The organism is Roseivivax halodurans JCM 10272 (assembly GCF_000521785.1).
In the GTDB taxonomy this organism is placed as follows: Bacteria; Pseudomonadota; Alphaproteobacteria; order Rhodobacterales; family Rhodobacteraceae; genus Roseivivax; species Roseivivax halodurans.
Genome location: NZ_JALZ01000001.1, coordinates 291,586 through 306,897 on the forward strand (window position 1 = coordinate 291,586; position 15,312 = coordinate 306,897).

Here is a 15,312-nt window from a genome sequence, read left to right on the forward strand (position 1 = left end):
GGGCTCTCCTCTCAGGTGCCGGCGCGGCCGCCGGCGGCGACGAGCGCGCGCAGGCTTTCGGCGTCGTAGATCGCGGCGATGCGGGCGGCTTCGGCATCGGCCGCATCCTCGTCGCTCGGGGCCTCGACGGGGTAGGGATCGCCGCGGCGCCAGTCTTCGAGATAGGCGTCGGTTCCGGTGGCGCCGGTGGCCATGGCGGCGCGGTCGATCGCCTGCTCGAACCGTTCGGGCAAGGGCCGCTTGATGGCGCGGCGCCCCCGGCCGAGAACGATCTGCGCGGGAATGTCGCGCCAGTAGACGATGCTGACCTCGGGCATGCGGGCCTCCTCGATCGGTTTCCCCAGCGATAGCCGAGCGAGGTTGACGCAAGGTGCCCGTTTCCGACTTTGTGCGATGCGCAGGCGACGCTGGCCCCCGGCCCGGGTCGCAACGTCGCGGGAGGGTCCGTCAGGCTTGCACGCCGATCCCCGCAAGCGTATCGTGAATTCAAGTTGATATCGGAAAGGCGCAAGTCATGGCGCCAGAGCGTCCCGGAGGTGCGGGCGCTTTCCCGAAACCGGTCGAGAGCCCCGCGCCCGCCAAGCCGGATCCGAGCGAGCTCTATGCAGCGCTGGATCTCGGTACAAACAGTTGTCGCATGCTGATTGCCCAGCCGAAGGGCAGCCAGTTTCACGTCGTCGACAGCTTCTCGAAATCGGTGCAGCTCGGCCACGGGCTCGAGCGTACCGGTCGGCTGTCCCGCGCCTCGATGGGCCGGACGGTGGCGGCCCTTCGTGTGTGCCAGCAGAAGATCAAGCGGCATCGCGTGCGCCGGATGCGGCTCGTCGCTACGGAAGCGTGCCGGCGGGCTCAGAACGCGCGCGCCTTCATGCGGCATGTGGAGCGCGAGACCGGGCTCACACTCGAGATCATCCAGCCCGAGGAGGAGGCGCGGCTCGCGGTCATCTCCTGCGCGCCACTCGTCTCGACCAAGACCGAGCAGCTGCTTGTCGTCGATATCGGCGGCGGGTCGACCGAGCTCGTCTGGATCGACCTCTCCTCGGTGCCGCACCGTGACCGGCCGAAGGCGATCATGCGGCTGCATGCAGGGTTCCATTCGGCTGAAACCCCGTTCCCGGCGGCCAAGGTCGTGGACTGGATCAGCGTTCCGCTCGGCGTCGCGACGCTGCGGGACCAGTTCTCGGACGTGGAGGACGACGCGGCGCGCTATGCGCTGATGTCGTGGTTCTTCGAGGAGAACCTCGCCGAGTTCGCGCCCTACAAGGACGAGCAGGAGCGGGCGGGCTTCCAGATCGTCGGCACCAGCGGCACCGTGACCACGGTCGCGGCGTCGCATCTGGGGCTCAAGCGCTACGACCGCACCAAGGTCGACGGGCTGCGCATGACCTCGGACCAGATCGAGACGGTGATCCGCGACTACCTCGAGATGGGGCCGGCGGGCCGGCGGCGCGATCCGCGCATCGGCCAGGACCGGCAGGCGCTGATCATGTCGGGGGCGGCGATCCTTCAGGCGCTGCTGCGCTGCTGGCCCACGGACCGGCTGTCGGTCGCCGACCGCGGCTTGCGCGAGGGCCTGCTCTACGCGCAGATGTCGGCGGACGGGGTGCTCGAGGACGGGCCGTTCTGAGGGATGGGCGCGGCGGAGCGAGGGCTCTGCCCTCGCGCTCCCGGAGTATTTTTGCCAAGAAGAAGACAGGACCGGTCCGGACGGCGCGAGGCGCCCGGAACGTTGCGCAAGAACGAGGTGGGGCGATGGCGAAGAAGCCGGACGGCAGGAACAATTCCGGGCGGGGGCAGCGGGATCTGTTCGTGAAGGTGAAGACGGCGCGCGGGCGCAAGCCTTCGTCGACGCGGTGGCTGCAGAGGCAGCTCAACGATCCTTACGTCAAACGCGCGAAGGCGGAGGGGTACCGCGGGCGTGCGGCCTACAAGATCCTCGAGCTCGACGACAGGTACCGGTTCCTCGTGCCGGGCGCGCGGGTCGTCGACCTCGGCTGCGCGCCGGGCGGGTGGTGCCAGGTTGCGGTCCTTCGCGTGAACGCGCTCGGGCAGAAGGCGGGCAAGGCGGAAGGCCGAGTGCTGGGGGTCGATCTTCAGGAGGTCGAGCCGGTGCAGGGCGCGGAGATCCACCAGCTCGATTTCATGGATGATGGCGCGGACGAGCGGGTCAAGGCCTGGCTCGGCGGCTCGGCGGACGTGGTGATGTCGGACATGGCGGCGGCTTCGTCGGGGCACAAGCAGACCGACCATCTGCGGATCGTCGCGCTCTGCGAGGCGGCGGCGGAGTTCGCTTTCGACGTGCTGGAGCCGGGCGGGACCTTCGTCGCCAAGGTTCTGGCGGGGGGCGCGGAGACTGGGCTGCAGACGCTCCTCAAGAAGCGCTTCGACAAGGTCGCCAACGTCAAGCCGCCGGCCTCGCGTCAGGATTCCTCGGAGAAGTTCGTGGTGGCGACGGGGTTCCGCGGGCGGGCCGTGCCGCCGGCGGACGAGGAGGAGGAGGCGTGAAGCGCGTTCTGATTTGCCTCGCGCTCGCGGGATGCGGCGCTGCCCCCGCGCCGGACACGCCGGCCACCCTGCGCGATCCTGCGGCCCCGGTCGGCGCGCAGATGGACGTGACGGCAGACCGGCTCCACGGGGAATGGCGGATCGTCGAGGGGGCGGGTGTGCCTCCGGGCGCCTCGGTCAGCATCGCGCCGGGCTGCATCGTGATCGCGGGAGACAGCTCGGATCTGGTCGAGGTGGCGCCGGGGCGGTTCTCCGCGGACGGCGCACCGCTCTGGGTGCACTGGCTTGATGCCGATGCGCGGACGGTCGCGATGGGCGATCCCGGCGGCGGGCGGGTCTTCGTCCTCGACCGCACCGGCGCTCCTGGCGAGCGGCTGATCGCGGCCCGCGAGATCCTCGACTGGTACGGCTACGACCTCGCCGCCCTGCGGGGCTCGTGACACTCGGTGGCGACAAGGGCTGCGTCGAGCGCGGCGCGGACCTCGTCCGCCGCGGCACCGGCATCCACATCGTGGCGGGTGAGCGCGAAGCGCAGGTAGAGCCCGTCGATCAGCGCCGCCAGGCGCCGCGCGATCGACTCGGCCGACGCGCCGGCAAGGGGGCGCAGATCGTGCATCAGGTTCGAATGCAGCCGTCGGTGATAGAGCGCCAGGAGCCGCGCCGCCTCGCCGGAGGACTGGGCGAGGACATAGAAATTGAGCCAGGCCGCGACCGCCCCGTCCCTGAAATGGCTGTCGGCGAAATTCGCGTCGATCACCGCGTCGAGCCTCTGCCTCGGGCCGGACGCGGCACCGAGCGCCGCGCGGACGTCGCGGCCGTAATCGCGCAGGATCGTGCGCATCGCGGCGAGGAACAGGGCCTCCTTGTCGCCGAAATAGTGGAAGGCGAGACCCGGCGAGACCCCGGCGCGTTTCGCGATCTGACCGACGGTCACGCCGAGCGTGCCGCGTTCGCCGATCTCGCGGATCGTGGCGGCGATCAGATCCCGGCGGCGGGTCAGCTCCTTGCTCATGGCTCTGGAAACCTTGGGAAGTATTCGGTTGCAGGATCGAGTCTAGTAGATCATTAATTGACCCGTCAATCAATTTTGCCGCGCCTTCGCGTCACATCCGCGTTGGCCCGGGCCAACACGGAAGGGGACGCGAGAGATGCTGGACTGGCTCACATCGTACAAGATCCCCGTGGGAGACGCCGCGGAGGTGATCTTCGACGGGATCCGGACCTATGGCGGATGGCTGCTCGACGGGGCGGCCGTCGCGATGGAGGCGCTGATCGACGGCGTGCTCTGGGTCATGGAGACGCCGCATCCCTTCATCGTCATCGCGGTCTTCGTCGCGATCGCCTATGCGCTGCAGCGCAGCTGGAAGGTGGCGCTCTTCGTCGCGCTCGGGTTCCTCTTCATCCTCAATCAGGGCTATTGGGAGGAGACGCTCGAGAGCCTGACGCTGGTTCTCTCGGCCTGCGTCGTCTGCATGGGCATCGGCGTGCCGATCGGCATCGCCGCGGCGCATCGGCCGAAGCTCTATACGGCGATCCGGCCCGTGCTCGACCTGATGCAGACGCTGCCGACCTTCGTCTACCTGATCCCGGCCATCGTGTTCTTCGGCATCGGCATGGTGCCGGGGCTCATGGCGACGGTGATCTTCGTCGTGCCCGCGCCGATCCGCCTGACCTATCTCGGTGTCTCCTCGACGCCGCAGCCGCTTCTCGAGGCGGCGCGCGCCTTCGGCGCGACGGGCAGCCAGGTGCTCTGGAAGGTGGAGATGCCGAGCGCCTTCCCGCAGATCATGGCGGGGCTCAACCAGACCATCATGCTGTCGCTGTCGATGGTTGTGATCGCGGCGCTCGTGGGTGCCGACGGGCTCGGCGTGCCGGTGGTGAGGGCGCTCAACCAGGTGAACACGGCACTCGGTTTCGAGAGCGGCTTCGTGATCGTCGTCGTCGCCATCATGCTCGACCGGATCCTGAACGTGGGAGCGCGCAAATGAGCACCGCCGTGAAAATCGACAACGTCTCCATCGTCTTCGGAGACGAACCGAAATCCGCCCTGCCGCTGATGGACGAGGGCCTCGACCGCGCCACGATCCAGAAGAGGACCGACCAGGTGCTCGGCGTGCACGACTGCTCGGTCGATGTGCAGGCCGGAGAGATCCTCGTCCTCATGGGCCTCTCGGGATCGGGCAAGTCGACCCTGCTGCGGGCGGTGAACGGGCTGAACCCCGTGGTGCGGGGCTCGGTCACCGTCAACGACAACGACTGGTCCTGCAACGTCACCACCGCGAGCGACGAGGACCTGCGCACGGTGCGCCGCGAATGCGTGGCGATGGTGTTCCAGCAGTTCGGGCTCCTGCCGTGGCGGAGCGTGCGCGAGAATGTCGGGCTCGGGCTCGAGCTTGCGGGCGTGCCGAAGGCGGAGCGGGGCGAGCGCGTCGAGCGGCAGCTCGGACTCGTCGGTCTCGACGGCTGGGGCGACCGCAAGGTGGCGGAGCTCTCGGGCGGCATGCAGCAACGCGTGGGCCTCGCCCGCGCCTTTGCCACGGACGCGCCGATTCTCCTGATGGATGAGCCGTTCTCTGCGCTGGACCCACTCATCCGCACCAAGCTGCAGGACGAGCTCCTGGAGCTTCAGCGCGAGATGCAGAAGACCATCATCTTCGTCAGCCACGATCTCGACGAGGCGTTCAAGATCGGCAACTGCATCGCCATCATGGAAGGCGGGCGGATCGTCCAGTGCGGCCGGCCGGAAGACATTTATGCCCATCCGGCAAACGATTACGTGGCGGAGTTCGTGGCCCACATGAACCCGCTCGGCGTGCTGCGGGCGCGCGACGTGATGGAGCCTGCGGCCGGCACGCCCGAGCACACGGTCGATGCCAATTGCCCTGTCGCGGACGTCATGGCGAGGCTCACCGAAGCCGGCGGACCGGTCGCGGTCGAGGAAGCCGGGCGGATCATCGGCCAGGTGAGCTCGGCCGGGATCGTGAAGCACCTCGCAGGGCCCGGCGCGGGCGGCTGAGCCGCAGGCCGGCCCCCTCGTCATTCCCGGGGCGCGGCGATCCCGCGCCCCCGGCGACGCTCAGGTCAGCGCGTCGAGGATGCGCGCCCAGCTGCGGATCCCGCGATGGAAGCTCTCGAGATCGTATTTCTCGTTCGGGGAATGGATCTGGTCGTCTTCCTTGGCAAAGCCGATCAGCATCGCGTCCATGTCGAGGATCGACTTGAAGTAGCCCGCGACCGGGATGGACCCGCCGGCGCCGACATAGGCGGCCTCCTGCGGCCATTCGAGGCTGAGCGCCTGCCGTGCCTGCTCGAAGGCCGGGTGATCTGTCGCCATGACCGATGCGGGCGAGGCGCCGTGCGCCTCGAACTCGACCTTGCAATCCTCGGGCACCTGCGTTCGCACCCAGTCGCGGAAGCTCTCGCGGATCGCGTGCGGGTCCTGTTCGCCGACGAGGCGGAAGCTGACCTTGGCCGAGGCGCGCGACGGCAGCACCGTCTTGAAGCCGTCGCCGGTATAGCCGCCGATGATGCCGTTGATCTCGCCGGTGGGGCGCGACCAGATCATCTCGAGCGGGGTGCGGTCCTGTTCGCCTGCCGGAGTGGCGAGCCCGACGCCGCCGAGGAAGGCCGCGTGATCGAAGCCGAGCCCCTCCCATTGCTGCCGCAGGCCCGGGTCGAGGTCCGGCACGCCGTCGTAGAAGCCCGGCACGACAACGCGGCCGCTCTCGTCGTGCAGCCCGCCGAGGATCCGCGTCAGCACGCGGATCGGGTTCATCGCCGCGCCTCCGAAGAAGCCCGAATGCAGGTCCTTCGTTGCGCCGGTGATGGTGATCTCCTCACCCAGAAGACCGCGCAGCATCGTCACGATCGCCGGTGTCTCGGCGTCGAAGAGGCCGGTGTCGCAGATGAGCGCGACGTCCGCCTTCAGCTCCTCGGCGTTCTCCTTGAGGAACGGCACCAGCGAGGGCGAGCCCGATTCCTCCTCGCCTTCGAGGAAGAAGGTGATGCGGCAGGGCATGCGGCCGGTCTCGGCGTGAAAGGCGCGGCAGGCCTCGATGAAGGTCATCAGCTGACCCTTGTCGTCCGACGCCCCACGGGCGCGGATCACGCGGCCCTTGTCCGTATCCTCCATCGCCGGATCGAACGGGTCGCGGTCCCAGAGTTCGAGCGGGTCCACAGGCTGGACGTCGTAATGGCCGTAGAACAGCACGTGGGGCCCGTCGCCGTCCACATGGCCCACGACCATCGGATGCTTCGGGGTCTCACGCAGCGAGGCGTCGACACCCATCGAGGTGAGATCCTGGACCAGCCATTCCGCCGCCCGGCGGCATTCCGGCGCGTATTTCGGATCGGTCGAGATCGAGGGCACGCGCAAGAGGTCGAAGAGGCGCTCGGTGGCGTTCGGCAGATCGGCGTCGATGCGGGATAGGACGGCGTCGAGCGACATGGGTGTCTCCTGTGATCGTTTGATCCTTAGGTACCAGCGCGCGCGACCGTGTCCAGCCGGGCGCGCGGGACTTGCCCGGTGGAAAGATGCGAATGTACCGATTACATCCAATGTTTCCGATGCGCGTCGCGGCCCCTTGATGTGGATCAAAGCTGCGACCAACCGTCATGGGTTAGGCGGTTGTTCGGAGCTTTGTGGCTCTATATGCATCGGGAACGCGGCGGAAGCGTGCTTGTGGAGGAGCGGGTCCGGCAATCCCGCGGGGTAAAGACCAAGGAGACGAGAGCGTGGACTACAACGCCGAGCTGGACCGAGCCATCGACCGCCTTTACGAAGAAGGACGGTACCGCACGTTCATCGACATCGAACGCAAGCGCGGCCAGTTCCCCCACGCCACCTGGCGCAAGCCGGACGGATCCGAGCAGCCGATCACGGTCTGGTGCGGCAACGACTATCTAGGGATGGGTCAGCATCCGGTGGTGCTCGAGGCGATGCACGAGGCGGTGGATGCCACCGGTGCAGGCTCTGGCGGCACGCGGAACATCTCGGGCACGACGGTCTACCACAAGCGTCTCGAGGCAGAGCTTGCCGACCTGCACGGCAAGGAGGCGGCGCTCGTCTTCACCTCGGCCTACATCGCCAACGACGCGACGCTTTCGACGCTGCCGAAGCTCTTCCCGGGCCTGATCATCTATTCCGACGCACGGAACCACGCCTCGATGATCGAGGGCGTGCGCCGCAACGGCGGTGCCAAGCGCATCTTCCGGCACAACGACGTCGCTCACCTGCGCGAGCTGCTCGAGGCCGACGATCCTTCGGCGCCCAAGCTCATCGCCTTCGAGTCGGTCTATTCGATGGACGGCGATTTCGGCCCGATCGAGGCGATCTGCGATCTCGCTGACGAGTTCGGCGCGCTGACCTATATCGACGAGGTTCACGCGGTCGGCATGTATGGGCCGCGCGGGGCAGGGGTGGCCGAGCGCGACCGCCTGATGCACCGGCTCGACATCGTCAACGGCACGCTCGCGAAGGCCTATGGCGTGATGGGCGGCTACATCGCGGCGTCGGCCAAGATGTGCGACGCCGTGCGGTCCTACGCGCCGGGCTTCATCTTCACCACGTCGCTGCCGCCGGCCGTCGCCGCCGGCGCCGCCGCGTCGGTGGCGCATCTCAAGCGCGATCGCGACCTGCGGCAGCTTCATCAGGAGCGGGCGAAGATCCTCAAGACACGCCTCAAGGGCATGGGTCTGCCGCTGATCGACCACGGCAGCCACATCGTGCCGGTGATCGTCGGCGATCCGGTGCACACCAAGGCGCTCTCGGACATGCTGCTCGACGGCTACGGGATCTACGTGCAGCCGATCAACTTCCCGACCGTTCCCCGCGGCACGGAAAGGTTGCGCTTCACCCCGTCGCCGGTGCACGGCCCGGACGAGATGGACCGGCTCGTGAGCGCCATGGACGAGCTCTGGTCCCATTGCGCGCTGAATCGCGCCGAACTCTCCGCCTAATTGCGATAAACGCTGTCGATTTGCTTGTTATGTGTTAGCTTGCCTCTGATAAGGAGCGTGACACGACTCGGGAAATCGCCCTGAGTCGATCGATACGCGCTCTCCAGGGCATGGGACGCAGGACGGTGAAATCGAGGCAGCCGCTATGAAGATGCGGGCAGCATCACTGCATGACGAATATGGCGACGGCGGATCCCCGCGCGGGTTCGACGATTTCGAACTGCGTCTGGGCGATGTCATGCGCGGTGAACGCGCGACGCTCGGAAAATCGCTTCTCGACGTGCAGCGCGAGCTCAGGATCAAGGCGAGCTACATCGCCGCGATCGAGAATTGCGATCCCGACGCCTTCGACACTCCGGGCTTTATCGCCGGATACGTGCGCTCCTATGCGCGCTATCTGGGAATGGACCCCGACGAGACATTCGCCGTCTTCTGCGAGGAGAGCGGGTTTTCGGTCGCCCATGGGATGTCCGAGAAGGCCTCCGTCCTGAAGCGTCCGGCCGAGCCTTCGCAGCAGTCCAGGACGCAACCTGCGCGCGATCCCTTCAAACATCCGAGCATGCCCTTCACCCCGGCGAACGAGGGGATGTTCTCGCGGATCGAACCCGGCGCGGTCGGCTCCATGCTGGTCCTGATCGCGCTGATCGGCGGCATCGGCTACGGCGGCTGGACCGTTCTCCAGGAAGTGCAGCGCGTTCAGGTCACGCCGGTCGACCAGACCCCGATCGTGCTGTCGGATCTCGACCCGGTCGCCGCCGCGCGTACGCCCTCGTCCGAAGGCGAAGAGGTCGAAAGCGCGGGCGTCTTCTCGCCGCCCTCGAACGAGGCACTCGACAGGCTCTACCGTCCGCAGGCGCTCGACGTGCCGGTGCTGGTGGCACGGGATGCGCCGATCTCGACCCTCGATCCGAGCCGGGTTGGCCTCTTTGCAGGCGACGCCTCCAACGATCTGCCGCAGGTGCAGACTGCGAACAACGCGACCTCCGCCATCGAGCAGACCCTGGCTGAGGTGCTCGGCGGCGCGGGGAGCCGCGATCCGATCATCGGACCGCGCGACGGCGTGACGCTGGTCGCTGTGCGTCCGGCCTGGGTCCGGGTCACGGATGCGAGCGGCGCAAAAGTGTTCGAGGGCATACTGAACGCGGGCGACACTTTCGCCCCCGAACAGACGGTCGAGGACCCACAGTTGCAGGTCGGCGAGAGCGGCGCTCTCTACTTCACCGTCGCCGGTCAGACCTACGGGCCGGTGGGCGCCCGCGGCGCCGTGACGTCGGGCATCGATCTCGGCGCGCAGGCCGTGGCGGATCGTTTTGCACGCGCGGATGTCGCGGAGGATCCCGACCTTCAGCGGGTCATCGCAGAGCTCGGCCTCGATCGCGAAGAGCGCGTGGCTAGCGCAGCGCCCGATGCGGAAGCCGCGCCGTCGGAAGAGCCGGTGCCGACGGTTCAGGTGCTCGAACGGGGAGCGCCGGGGGTCACCGTGGTCGCCGTTGCGGATACCTGGGTGCGGGTGCGTGATGCGGCCGGGGCCACGATCTTCGAGACCGTCATGTCCGCGGGCGACATCTACGAGGTGCCCCGGACCGAACAGGCCCCGACGATCCGTTCGGGCAATGCCGGCGCCGTTTATTTCGCTGTGGGCGGCCGGACCTACGGCCCTTATGGCAGCGAGGGTGCCATCGCCGACAATCTCGCGCTCTCGGTCGCGGATGTGACTGGCGCGATGTCGCCCGCCGATCCCTCAGGAAATGCCGCGCTCGGCAAGGTGGTGGCGGAGCTCGACATCGGCTCCGCCGGCCCGGAGGACGCCGGGTCCACGGATCAGTGAGGTCGCGCCCGGTTGAAGCGTGCCGCCCCCTCGGTTAGCTAGAGGCCAAGGACCGGCCCCGCAGCGGCGGGGCCCACGGCCACGCTCGATGGAGGGCTGAATGAGCCTCAATCACGTCCGCCCCTGGCGCAACATCTACCGCCGGAAGTCCCGGCAGATCATGGTGGGCAACGTGCCTGTCGGGGGCGATGCACCGATCTCGGTGCAGACGATGACCAATACCGACACCACCGACGTGAAGGCGACCGTCGATCAGGTGCAGCGCGCCGCCGATGCGGGCGCCGACATCGTGCGCGTCTCGGTGCCCGACGAGGCCTCCTCGAAGGCGCTGAAGGAAATCGTGCGCGAGAGCCCGGTGCCCATCGTCGCCGACATCCACTTCCATTACCGCCGCGGGATCGAGGCGGCCGAGGCGGGCGCCGCCTGCCTGCGGATCAATCCCGGCAACATCGGCTCCGAGGAGCGGGTGCGCGAGGTGATCTCGGCCGCGCGCGATCACGGCTGCTCCATGCGGATCGGCGTCAACGCCGGCAGCCTCGAGCGGCATCTCCTCGAGAAATACGGCGAGCCGTGCCCCGACGCGATGGTGGAAAGCGGGCTCGACCACATCCGGATCCTGCAGGACAACGACTTCCACGAGTTCAAGATCTCGGTGAAGGCCTCGGACGTCTTCCTCGCCGCGGCGGCCTATCAGGGTATCGCCGAGGCGACGGACGCGCCGATCCACCTCGGCATCACCGAGGCGGGCGGGCTGACCTCGGGCACGATCAAGTCCTCGATCGGCCTCGGCAACCTCCTGTGGATGGGGATCGGCGACACGGTGCGCGTCTCGCTCTCGGCCGATCCCGTCGAGGAGGTGAAGGTCGGCTACGAGATCCTCAAGGCGCTCGGACTGCGCCATCGCGGCGTCAACATCATCTCGTGCCCGTCCTGCGCCCGTCAGGGTTTCGACGTGATCAAGACGGTTGAAAAGCTCGAGGAACGGCTCGAGCACATCAAGACGCCGATGTCGCTATCGATCATCGGCTGCGTGGTGAACGGCCCCGGCGAGGCGCTGATGACCGATGTCGGCTTCACCGGTGGCGGCGCGGGCCGTGGCATGGTCTATCTCGCCGGAAAGAAATCCCACTCGATGTCGAACGACGAGATGGTGGATCACATCGTCGAGCAGGTGGAGAAGCGCGCCGCCGAGATCGAAGCGGGTGAGGTCGCCCCGACCGAAGCGGCGGAGTGATCGTCCCGCGTTCTTCTTGAACCAATTAAATCGGGAGGACGCCGGCGATCAGCTGGCGTCGACCCGGACGCTCTGCGTGACGAGTTCGGCGGGGCCGTAGCTGGTCAGGAAGGCCACGTCCGTCGCGTCGCGCCCGACGCAGATCCGCGCGTTGTCGAAAGGAATCGTCATGCGTGTCGGATCGACGAGGCGCCAGGCGCCGTCAAGCCAGACCTCCGCCACCGCGTGGAAATCGGGCGGCGTGACGTTGAGCCCGTAGGTGCTCGCGAAACGCGCCGGGATGGTGCCGGCGCGGGCGAGGGTGATCAGCAGATGCGCGAAGTCCCGGCAGACCCCCTGCCGCTGCACGAAGGTCTCGAGCGCCGAGGTCTCGGAATTCGACACGCCCGGCGTATAGGCAACATTCTCGAAGACGAAGTCCCGCATCGCGGCGATCTTCTCGCCCCCCGAGAAGCGGCCGAATTCCTGCGCGACGAAGGCGAGGAACTTGTCAGAGGGGCAGTACCGCGAGGGCAGGAGATATTTCACCACATCCTCCGGAAGCTCCGCCGGGGCGTGGCCCGACAGCGTCGCGATGTCGGAGGTGCTGCGCAGGATCTCGACGTCAGCCCGGTAGCGGCAGGTGAGCCGCTCCTCGGGCCGGCACCAGAGCCGCGTGCCAACCTCGTCCTCGGCCCTGTTCGTCCGCGTCACCAGCCCGCCGAGGTCGAGCTCCTCCGACAGGATGCGCTGATCCGCCATCGGAGCTGCGGAAATTTGCAGAAGGCAGTCCGTCGGCGCGTCGAAACGGTAATCGAGCGTGACGTCGATGTGCAGGGTCATGTCGGCTCCAGCCGGTTGAGATACGGGACGCGGTGCCCCTACTCCCCCAGATAGCGCTCGAGCACAATTGTCGGCATGTGACCGCGGATCATCTTGTCGGCCATGACGTAGGCGGGAACCATGTCGAGCGTCAGCCGCTCCATCATGGCCCTGTCCTCGGGCTTCTGAGAGACGTCGATCACCGTCGCGGCGATCTGCACGCGCTGCGCCAGTTCATCGAGGTCTCGTTCTGCGGCGGCGCAGTCGGGGCAGTCCTGTCCGACCAGAAGGGCGATCTTTACCGGTCCGTCCGCCGCGCCGATCAGCGGGCGGTCGCGAGAGAAGAGGGCGGCGGCCTCGCCCTCGATCCGCGCAAGGTCGCTGGCGATCTCGTCGGCATAGAGCCCTTGGGCGATCTCGGTGGCGAGGCCCGGGTCCGATCCGAGCGCCGGACCGACGAGTTCGGGCTCCAGATGAAACAGTTCTCTCAGCTCCTCGCCGAGAGCGGCCGTTTCCTCGAGGCTGTCTGCGATGACCTCTGCCGCCCCGGCGGGGACCGCAGACATCATCGCGACAAGGAGAGCGGCGCCACGCGCCGAGATCATCCCGCCTCGCGGGCGTCTTCGACGATCGCGCGCATCTGGTCGATGGTGACGTAACCGCGGATCAGCTCGTCGCCCATGACGAAGGTCGGCGTGCCGCGGATCTGGAGCTGCTGCGCCAGTTCGCGCACGCTGGCGATCTCCTCGGTCACGGCGTCGCTGTCCATCTCGTCCATGACCGCGTCGGCGTCGAGGCCGAGCGTGCCCGCGATGCGCTTCAGCGCCGTCTCACTGGGCTCTCCGGACATCGCCATGAGCGCGTCGTGCACGGATTTGTAGGCCTCGTCTCCGCCGACATTCTTGGCCGCGATGGCGAAGCGCGAGGCGGTCATCGAGGCCTCGCCGAGGATCGGGAATTCCTTGAGGATAAAACGGATGTTGCCGTCGCTCTCGACAAGCTGCTCAACCTCGTCCTTGGCGCGGCGGCAATAGCCGCAGCGGTAATCCATGAACTCGACGACGGTGATGTCGCCGTCCGGATTGCCGCCGACCCAGGAATAGCCGTCTTCGAAGATCGCGTTCGAATGGGCGGCGACGAGTTCGCCATCGGCCTGCGCCTGATCCGCCGCCTGCTGCTGCTCCAGCGCATCGACCGCCTCGAGGATCACCTGGGGGTTCTCCATGAGGTACTCGCGAACCTCGGTCCGGAACGCCTCGCGCTCGGCATCGGTCATGTCGGTGATGTCGAAGGCGGCCGCGGGGACGGCGGCGAATGCGAGCGCGAGGGCCGAGGCGGCGCTGCGGGCAAAGTTCATGCGGACATCTCCTTTTAACGTCGCGCGGAGAATGGCGGGAGCGGCCCGCGATCACAACCCGCACCCGCCGCGGTATCCCGTTTGTGATGGCGGCGCATCGCCTATGGGGCCGATGCCCCCTAACCGGACGGAGCCACATGAGGTAGGATCGAGGTCACGAGGTCGGGCAAACCGACCCGGAGCAGAGGCAGGAGCAGATCCATGTTCAATATGGCAGCGACAGTGGCGCTGGTCGCCGCGCTTGCGGCAACGATGGCGGTGGCCGTTCCCAAGACAGCAGAGCCGCCGAAGGTGGAACATTCCACGTCCGAGGGGTGAAAGGCACCCGCTGCTCGTGTAGGGTCGCCGCAAGGCAGAACGGCTCGGGCAGGGCGATGGGCAGATTTCGAAGATTGGCGGCTTTGGGCGCGTCGCTGCTCTGGGCCGGCGCAGCGCCTGCGCAGGATGCGGGCGGCGTCGCGCGGCTCGATCCCGATGCGAGCGCCGTTCGCGACATCTGGGGCGGTGCCCGGATCGACCTCGCTCTCAGCGAGGGGGTGCCCTGGCGTGTCTTCACCCTGACGGAGCCTCCGCGCCTCCTCCTCGAGTTCCGCGAGCTCGACTGGGGCGAGGGCGACCCGCAGAGCATCGTCAGCGGCGCGAAGGTGCGCGCCCTGCGGCCCGCGGTTCAGAGGCCCGGCTGGTCGCGGCTGGTGGCCGAGCTCGGCGGGCCGATGCGCATCTCCTTCGCGGATCTTCGCATCGATGGCAGCGGTGCGGCTAAGCTGTCGGTGCGCCTAGGCGATACCGACGCCGAGACCTTCGCGGCCCTGTCGGGCACAGCGCGCAACCCGCTGTGGGATATGCCGGAACCGGCCGGGATACGGGCGATGCCCGAACGGGACGGGGTTCTGCGCGTCATGCTCGACCCCGGACATGGCGGCGTCGATCCGGGCGCCCAGCATGGCGGGGCGACCGAGGCCGAGTTGATGATGACCTTCGCGCGCGATCTCAAGGACGTGCTGCTGCGCTCGGGCGGTTTCGACGTCGAGATGACCCGGAGCGGCGACGGCTTCATGTCGCTCGAGGGGCGGGTGGCCGCGGCGCATCGGGCGGGGGCGGAGGTCTTCGTCTCGCTCCATGCCGATGCGCTCGAGGACGGCGTCGCGCGGGGGGCCACCGTCTACTCGTTGGCCGACAGCGAGGCCGGCGCCGCGTCGGCTGCGCTGGTCGAGCGGCACGAACGCGCGGATCTCCTTGCCGGTCTCGACCTCTCCGGCGCCGACGACCGGGTGGCGGGCGTGCTGATGGATCTGGCACGGCTCGACACCCAGCCGCGGAGCCGCGCGCTCGCCGAGGCCATCGTGGCCGGCATCGCCGGGAGCGGCGGCAGTCTGCACAAGCGCCCGCTGCGGCAGGCTGGGTTCTCCGTGCTGAAGGCCGCGGACATTCCGTCCGTCCTCGTGGAGCTCGGGTTCCTGTCGACCGACGCGGAGCTGCGGAACATGCGCGATGCGGAGTGGCGGGCCCGCATGGCGCGGGGTATCCGCGACGGGCTGCGGGCCTGGCAGGTTTCGGACGCCGCCGCCGCGGAGCTGCGCCGCAAATGATGCCAGGGCGGATGAAGACGTGTTTTGACTGACCGGACGC

Annotated in this window: 15 protein-coding genes; 9 read left to right on the forward strand and 6 right to left on the reverse strand. The window is 68.0% G+C overall.

The window, feature by feature from the left end; genetic code table 11:
• Positions 1-11 precede the first annotated feature (11 nt).
• Entirely contained in the window at positions 12-317 is a 306-nt protein-coding gene (locus OCH239_RS01360; protein WP_037257549.1) for a virulence factor, read from the reverse strand.
• Between the two features lie 197 nt (positions 318-514).
• Between OCH239_RS01360 and OCH239_RS01365 the strand changes: the two genes are divergently transcribed.
• The 3 genes from OCH239_RS01365 (at position 515) to OCH239_RS01375 (ending at position 2,945) form a co-directional block, all read left to right on the forward strand.
• Entirely contained in the window at positions 515-1,627 is a 1,113-nt protein-coding gene (locus tag OCH239_RS01365) for a Ppx/GppA phosphatase family protein (RefSeq protein ID WP_037257551.1), read from the forward strand.
• 125 nt (positions 1,628-1,752) lie between these two features.
• On the forward strand, positions 1,753-2,505 hold the full coding sequence (locus OCH239_RS01370; protein WP_037257552.1) for an RlmE family RNA methyltransferase: 753 nt from the start codon (positions 1,753-1,755) through the stop codon (positions 2,503-2,505).
• Entirely contained in the window at positions 2,502-2,945 is a 444-nt protein-coding gene (locus tag OCH239_RS01375) for a hypothetical protein (RefSeq protein WP_037257553.1), read from the forward strand. The genes OCH239_RS01370 and OCH239_RS01375 overlap by 4 nt, the downstream gene beginning before the upstream one ends.
• Here the strand turns inward: OCH239_RS01375 and betI are convergent.
• Positions 2,915-3,517 (reverse strand): choline-binding transcriptional repressor BetI, encoded by a 603-nt coding sequence (gene betI, locus OCH239_RS01380; RefSeq protein WP_037257556.1) that lies wholly within the window; start codon positions 3,515-3,517, stop codon positions 2,915-2,917. The two genes, OCH239_RS01375 and betI, sit on opposite strands and share 31 nt — an antisense overlap.
• Before the next feature lie 139 nt (positions 3,518-3,656).
• Here betI and choW point away from each other — a divergent pair, with 139 nt between their 5' ends.
• Both choW and choV read left to right on the forward strand, forming a co-directional pair.
• Entirely contained in the window at positions 3,657-4,493 is an 837-nt protein-coding gene (gene choW / locus OCH239_RS01385; RefSeq protein WP_037258093.1) for a choline ABC transporter permease subunit, read from the forward strand.
• On the forward strand, positions 4,490-5,521 hold the full coding sequence (choV, locus tag OCH239_RS01390) for a choline ABC transporter ATP-binding protein (protein WP_037257559.1): 1,032 nt from the start codon (positions 4,490-4,492) through the stop codon (positions 5,519-5,521). Before choW ends, choV begins: the two co-directional genes overlap by 4 nt.
• Before the next feature lie 60 nt (positions 5,522-5,581).
• On the opposite strand, the gene OCH239_RS01395 is transcribed toward choV, so the two are convergent.
• On the reverse strand, positions 5,582-6,952 hold the full coding sequence (locus OCH239_RS01395) for a M20/M25/M40 family metallo-hydrolase (protein ID WP_037257562.1): 1,371 nt from the start codon (positions 6,950-6,952) through the stop codon (positions 5,582-5,584).
• A gap of 287 nt (positions 6,953-7,239) precedes the next feature.
• Here OCH239_RS01395 and hemA point away from each other — a divergent pair, with 287 nt between their 5' ends.
• The 3 genes from hemA (at position 7,240) to ispG (ending at position 11,525) form a co-directional block, all read left to right on the forward strand.
• Positions 7,240-8,463, forward strand: a complete 1,224-nt coding sequence (gene hemA / locus OCH239_RS01400; RefSeq protein WP_037257565.1) for a 5-aminolevulinate synthase — start codon at positions 7,240-7,242, stop codon at positions 8,461-8,463.
• Positions 8,464-8,608: 145 nt separating this feature from the next.
• Complete coding sequence (locus OCH239_RS01405; protein WP_037257569.1) at positions 8,609-10,291, forward strand: helix-turn-helix domain-containing protein; 1,683 nt, start codon at positions 8,609-8,611, stop codon at positions 10,289-10,291.
• Positions 10,292-10,391: 100 nt separating this feature from the next.
• Positions 10,392-11,525, forward strand: coding sequence for a flavodoxin-dependent (E)-4-hydroxy-3-methylbut-2-enyl-diphosphate synthase (gene ispG / locus OCH239_RS01410; RefSeq protein WP_037257572.1), 1,134 nt, complete (start codon positions 10,392-10,394; stop codon positions 11,523-11,525).
• 48 nt (positions 11,526-11,573) lie between these two features.
• Here ispG and OCH239_RS01415 read toward each other — a convergent pair whose 3' ends face one another.
• From OCH239_RS01415 to OCH239_RS01425, 3 genes are read right to left on the reverse strand one after another with little or no spacing between them, the layout of a single operon-like run.
• Complete coding sequence (locus tag OCH239_RS01415; protein ID WP_037257573.1) at positions 11,574-12,347, reverse strand: transglutaminase-like domain-containing protein; 774 nt, start codon at positions 12,345-12,347, stop codon at positions 11,574-11,576.
• Between the two features lie 38 nt (positions 12,348-12,385).
• Entirely contained in the window at positions 12,386-12,931 is a 546-nt protein-coding gene (locus OCH239_RS21595; RefSeq protein ID WP_051489126.1) for a glutaredoxin family protein, read from the reverse strand.
• Positions 12,928-13,683: a DsbA family protein gene (locus OCH239_RS01425; protein ID WP_037257576.1), complete on the reverse strand. Its 756-nt coding sequence runs from the start codon at positions 13,681-13,683 to the stop codon at positions 12,928-12,930. Before OCH239_RS01425 ends, OCH239_RS21595 begins: the two co-directional genes overlap by 4 nt.
• A 374-nt stretch (positions 13,684-14,057) precedes the next feature.
• Here OCH239_RS01425 and OCH239_RS01430 point away from each other — a divergent pair, with 374 nt between their 5' ends.
• The gene (locus OCH239_RS01430) at positions 14,058-15,272 is read left to right on the forward strand and encodes an N-acetylmuramoyl-L-alanine amidase (protein WP_037257579.1); all 1,215 of its coding nucleotides are present in this window, start codon (positions 14,058-14,060) and stop codon (positions 15,270-15,272) included.
• The last annotated feature ends 40 nt before the right edge of the window (positions 15,273-15,312 follow it).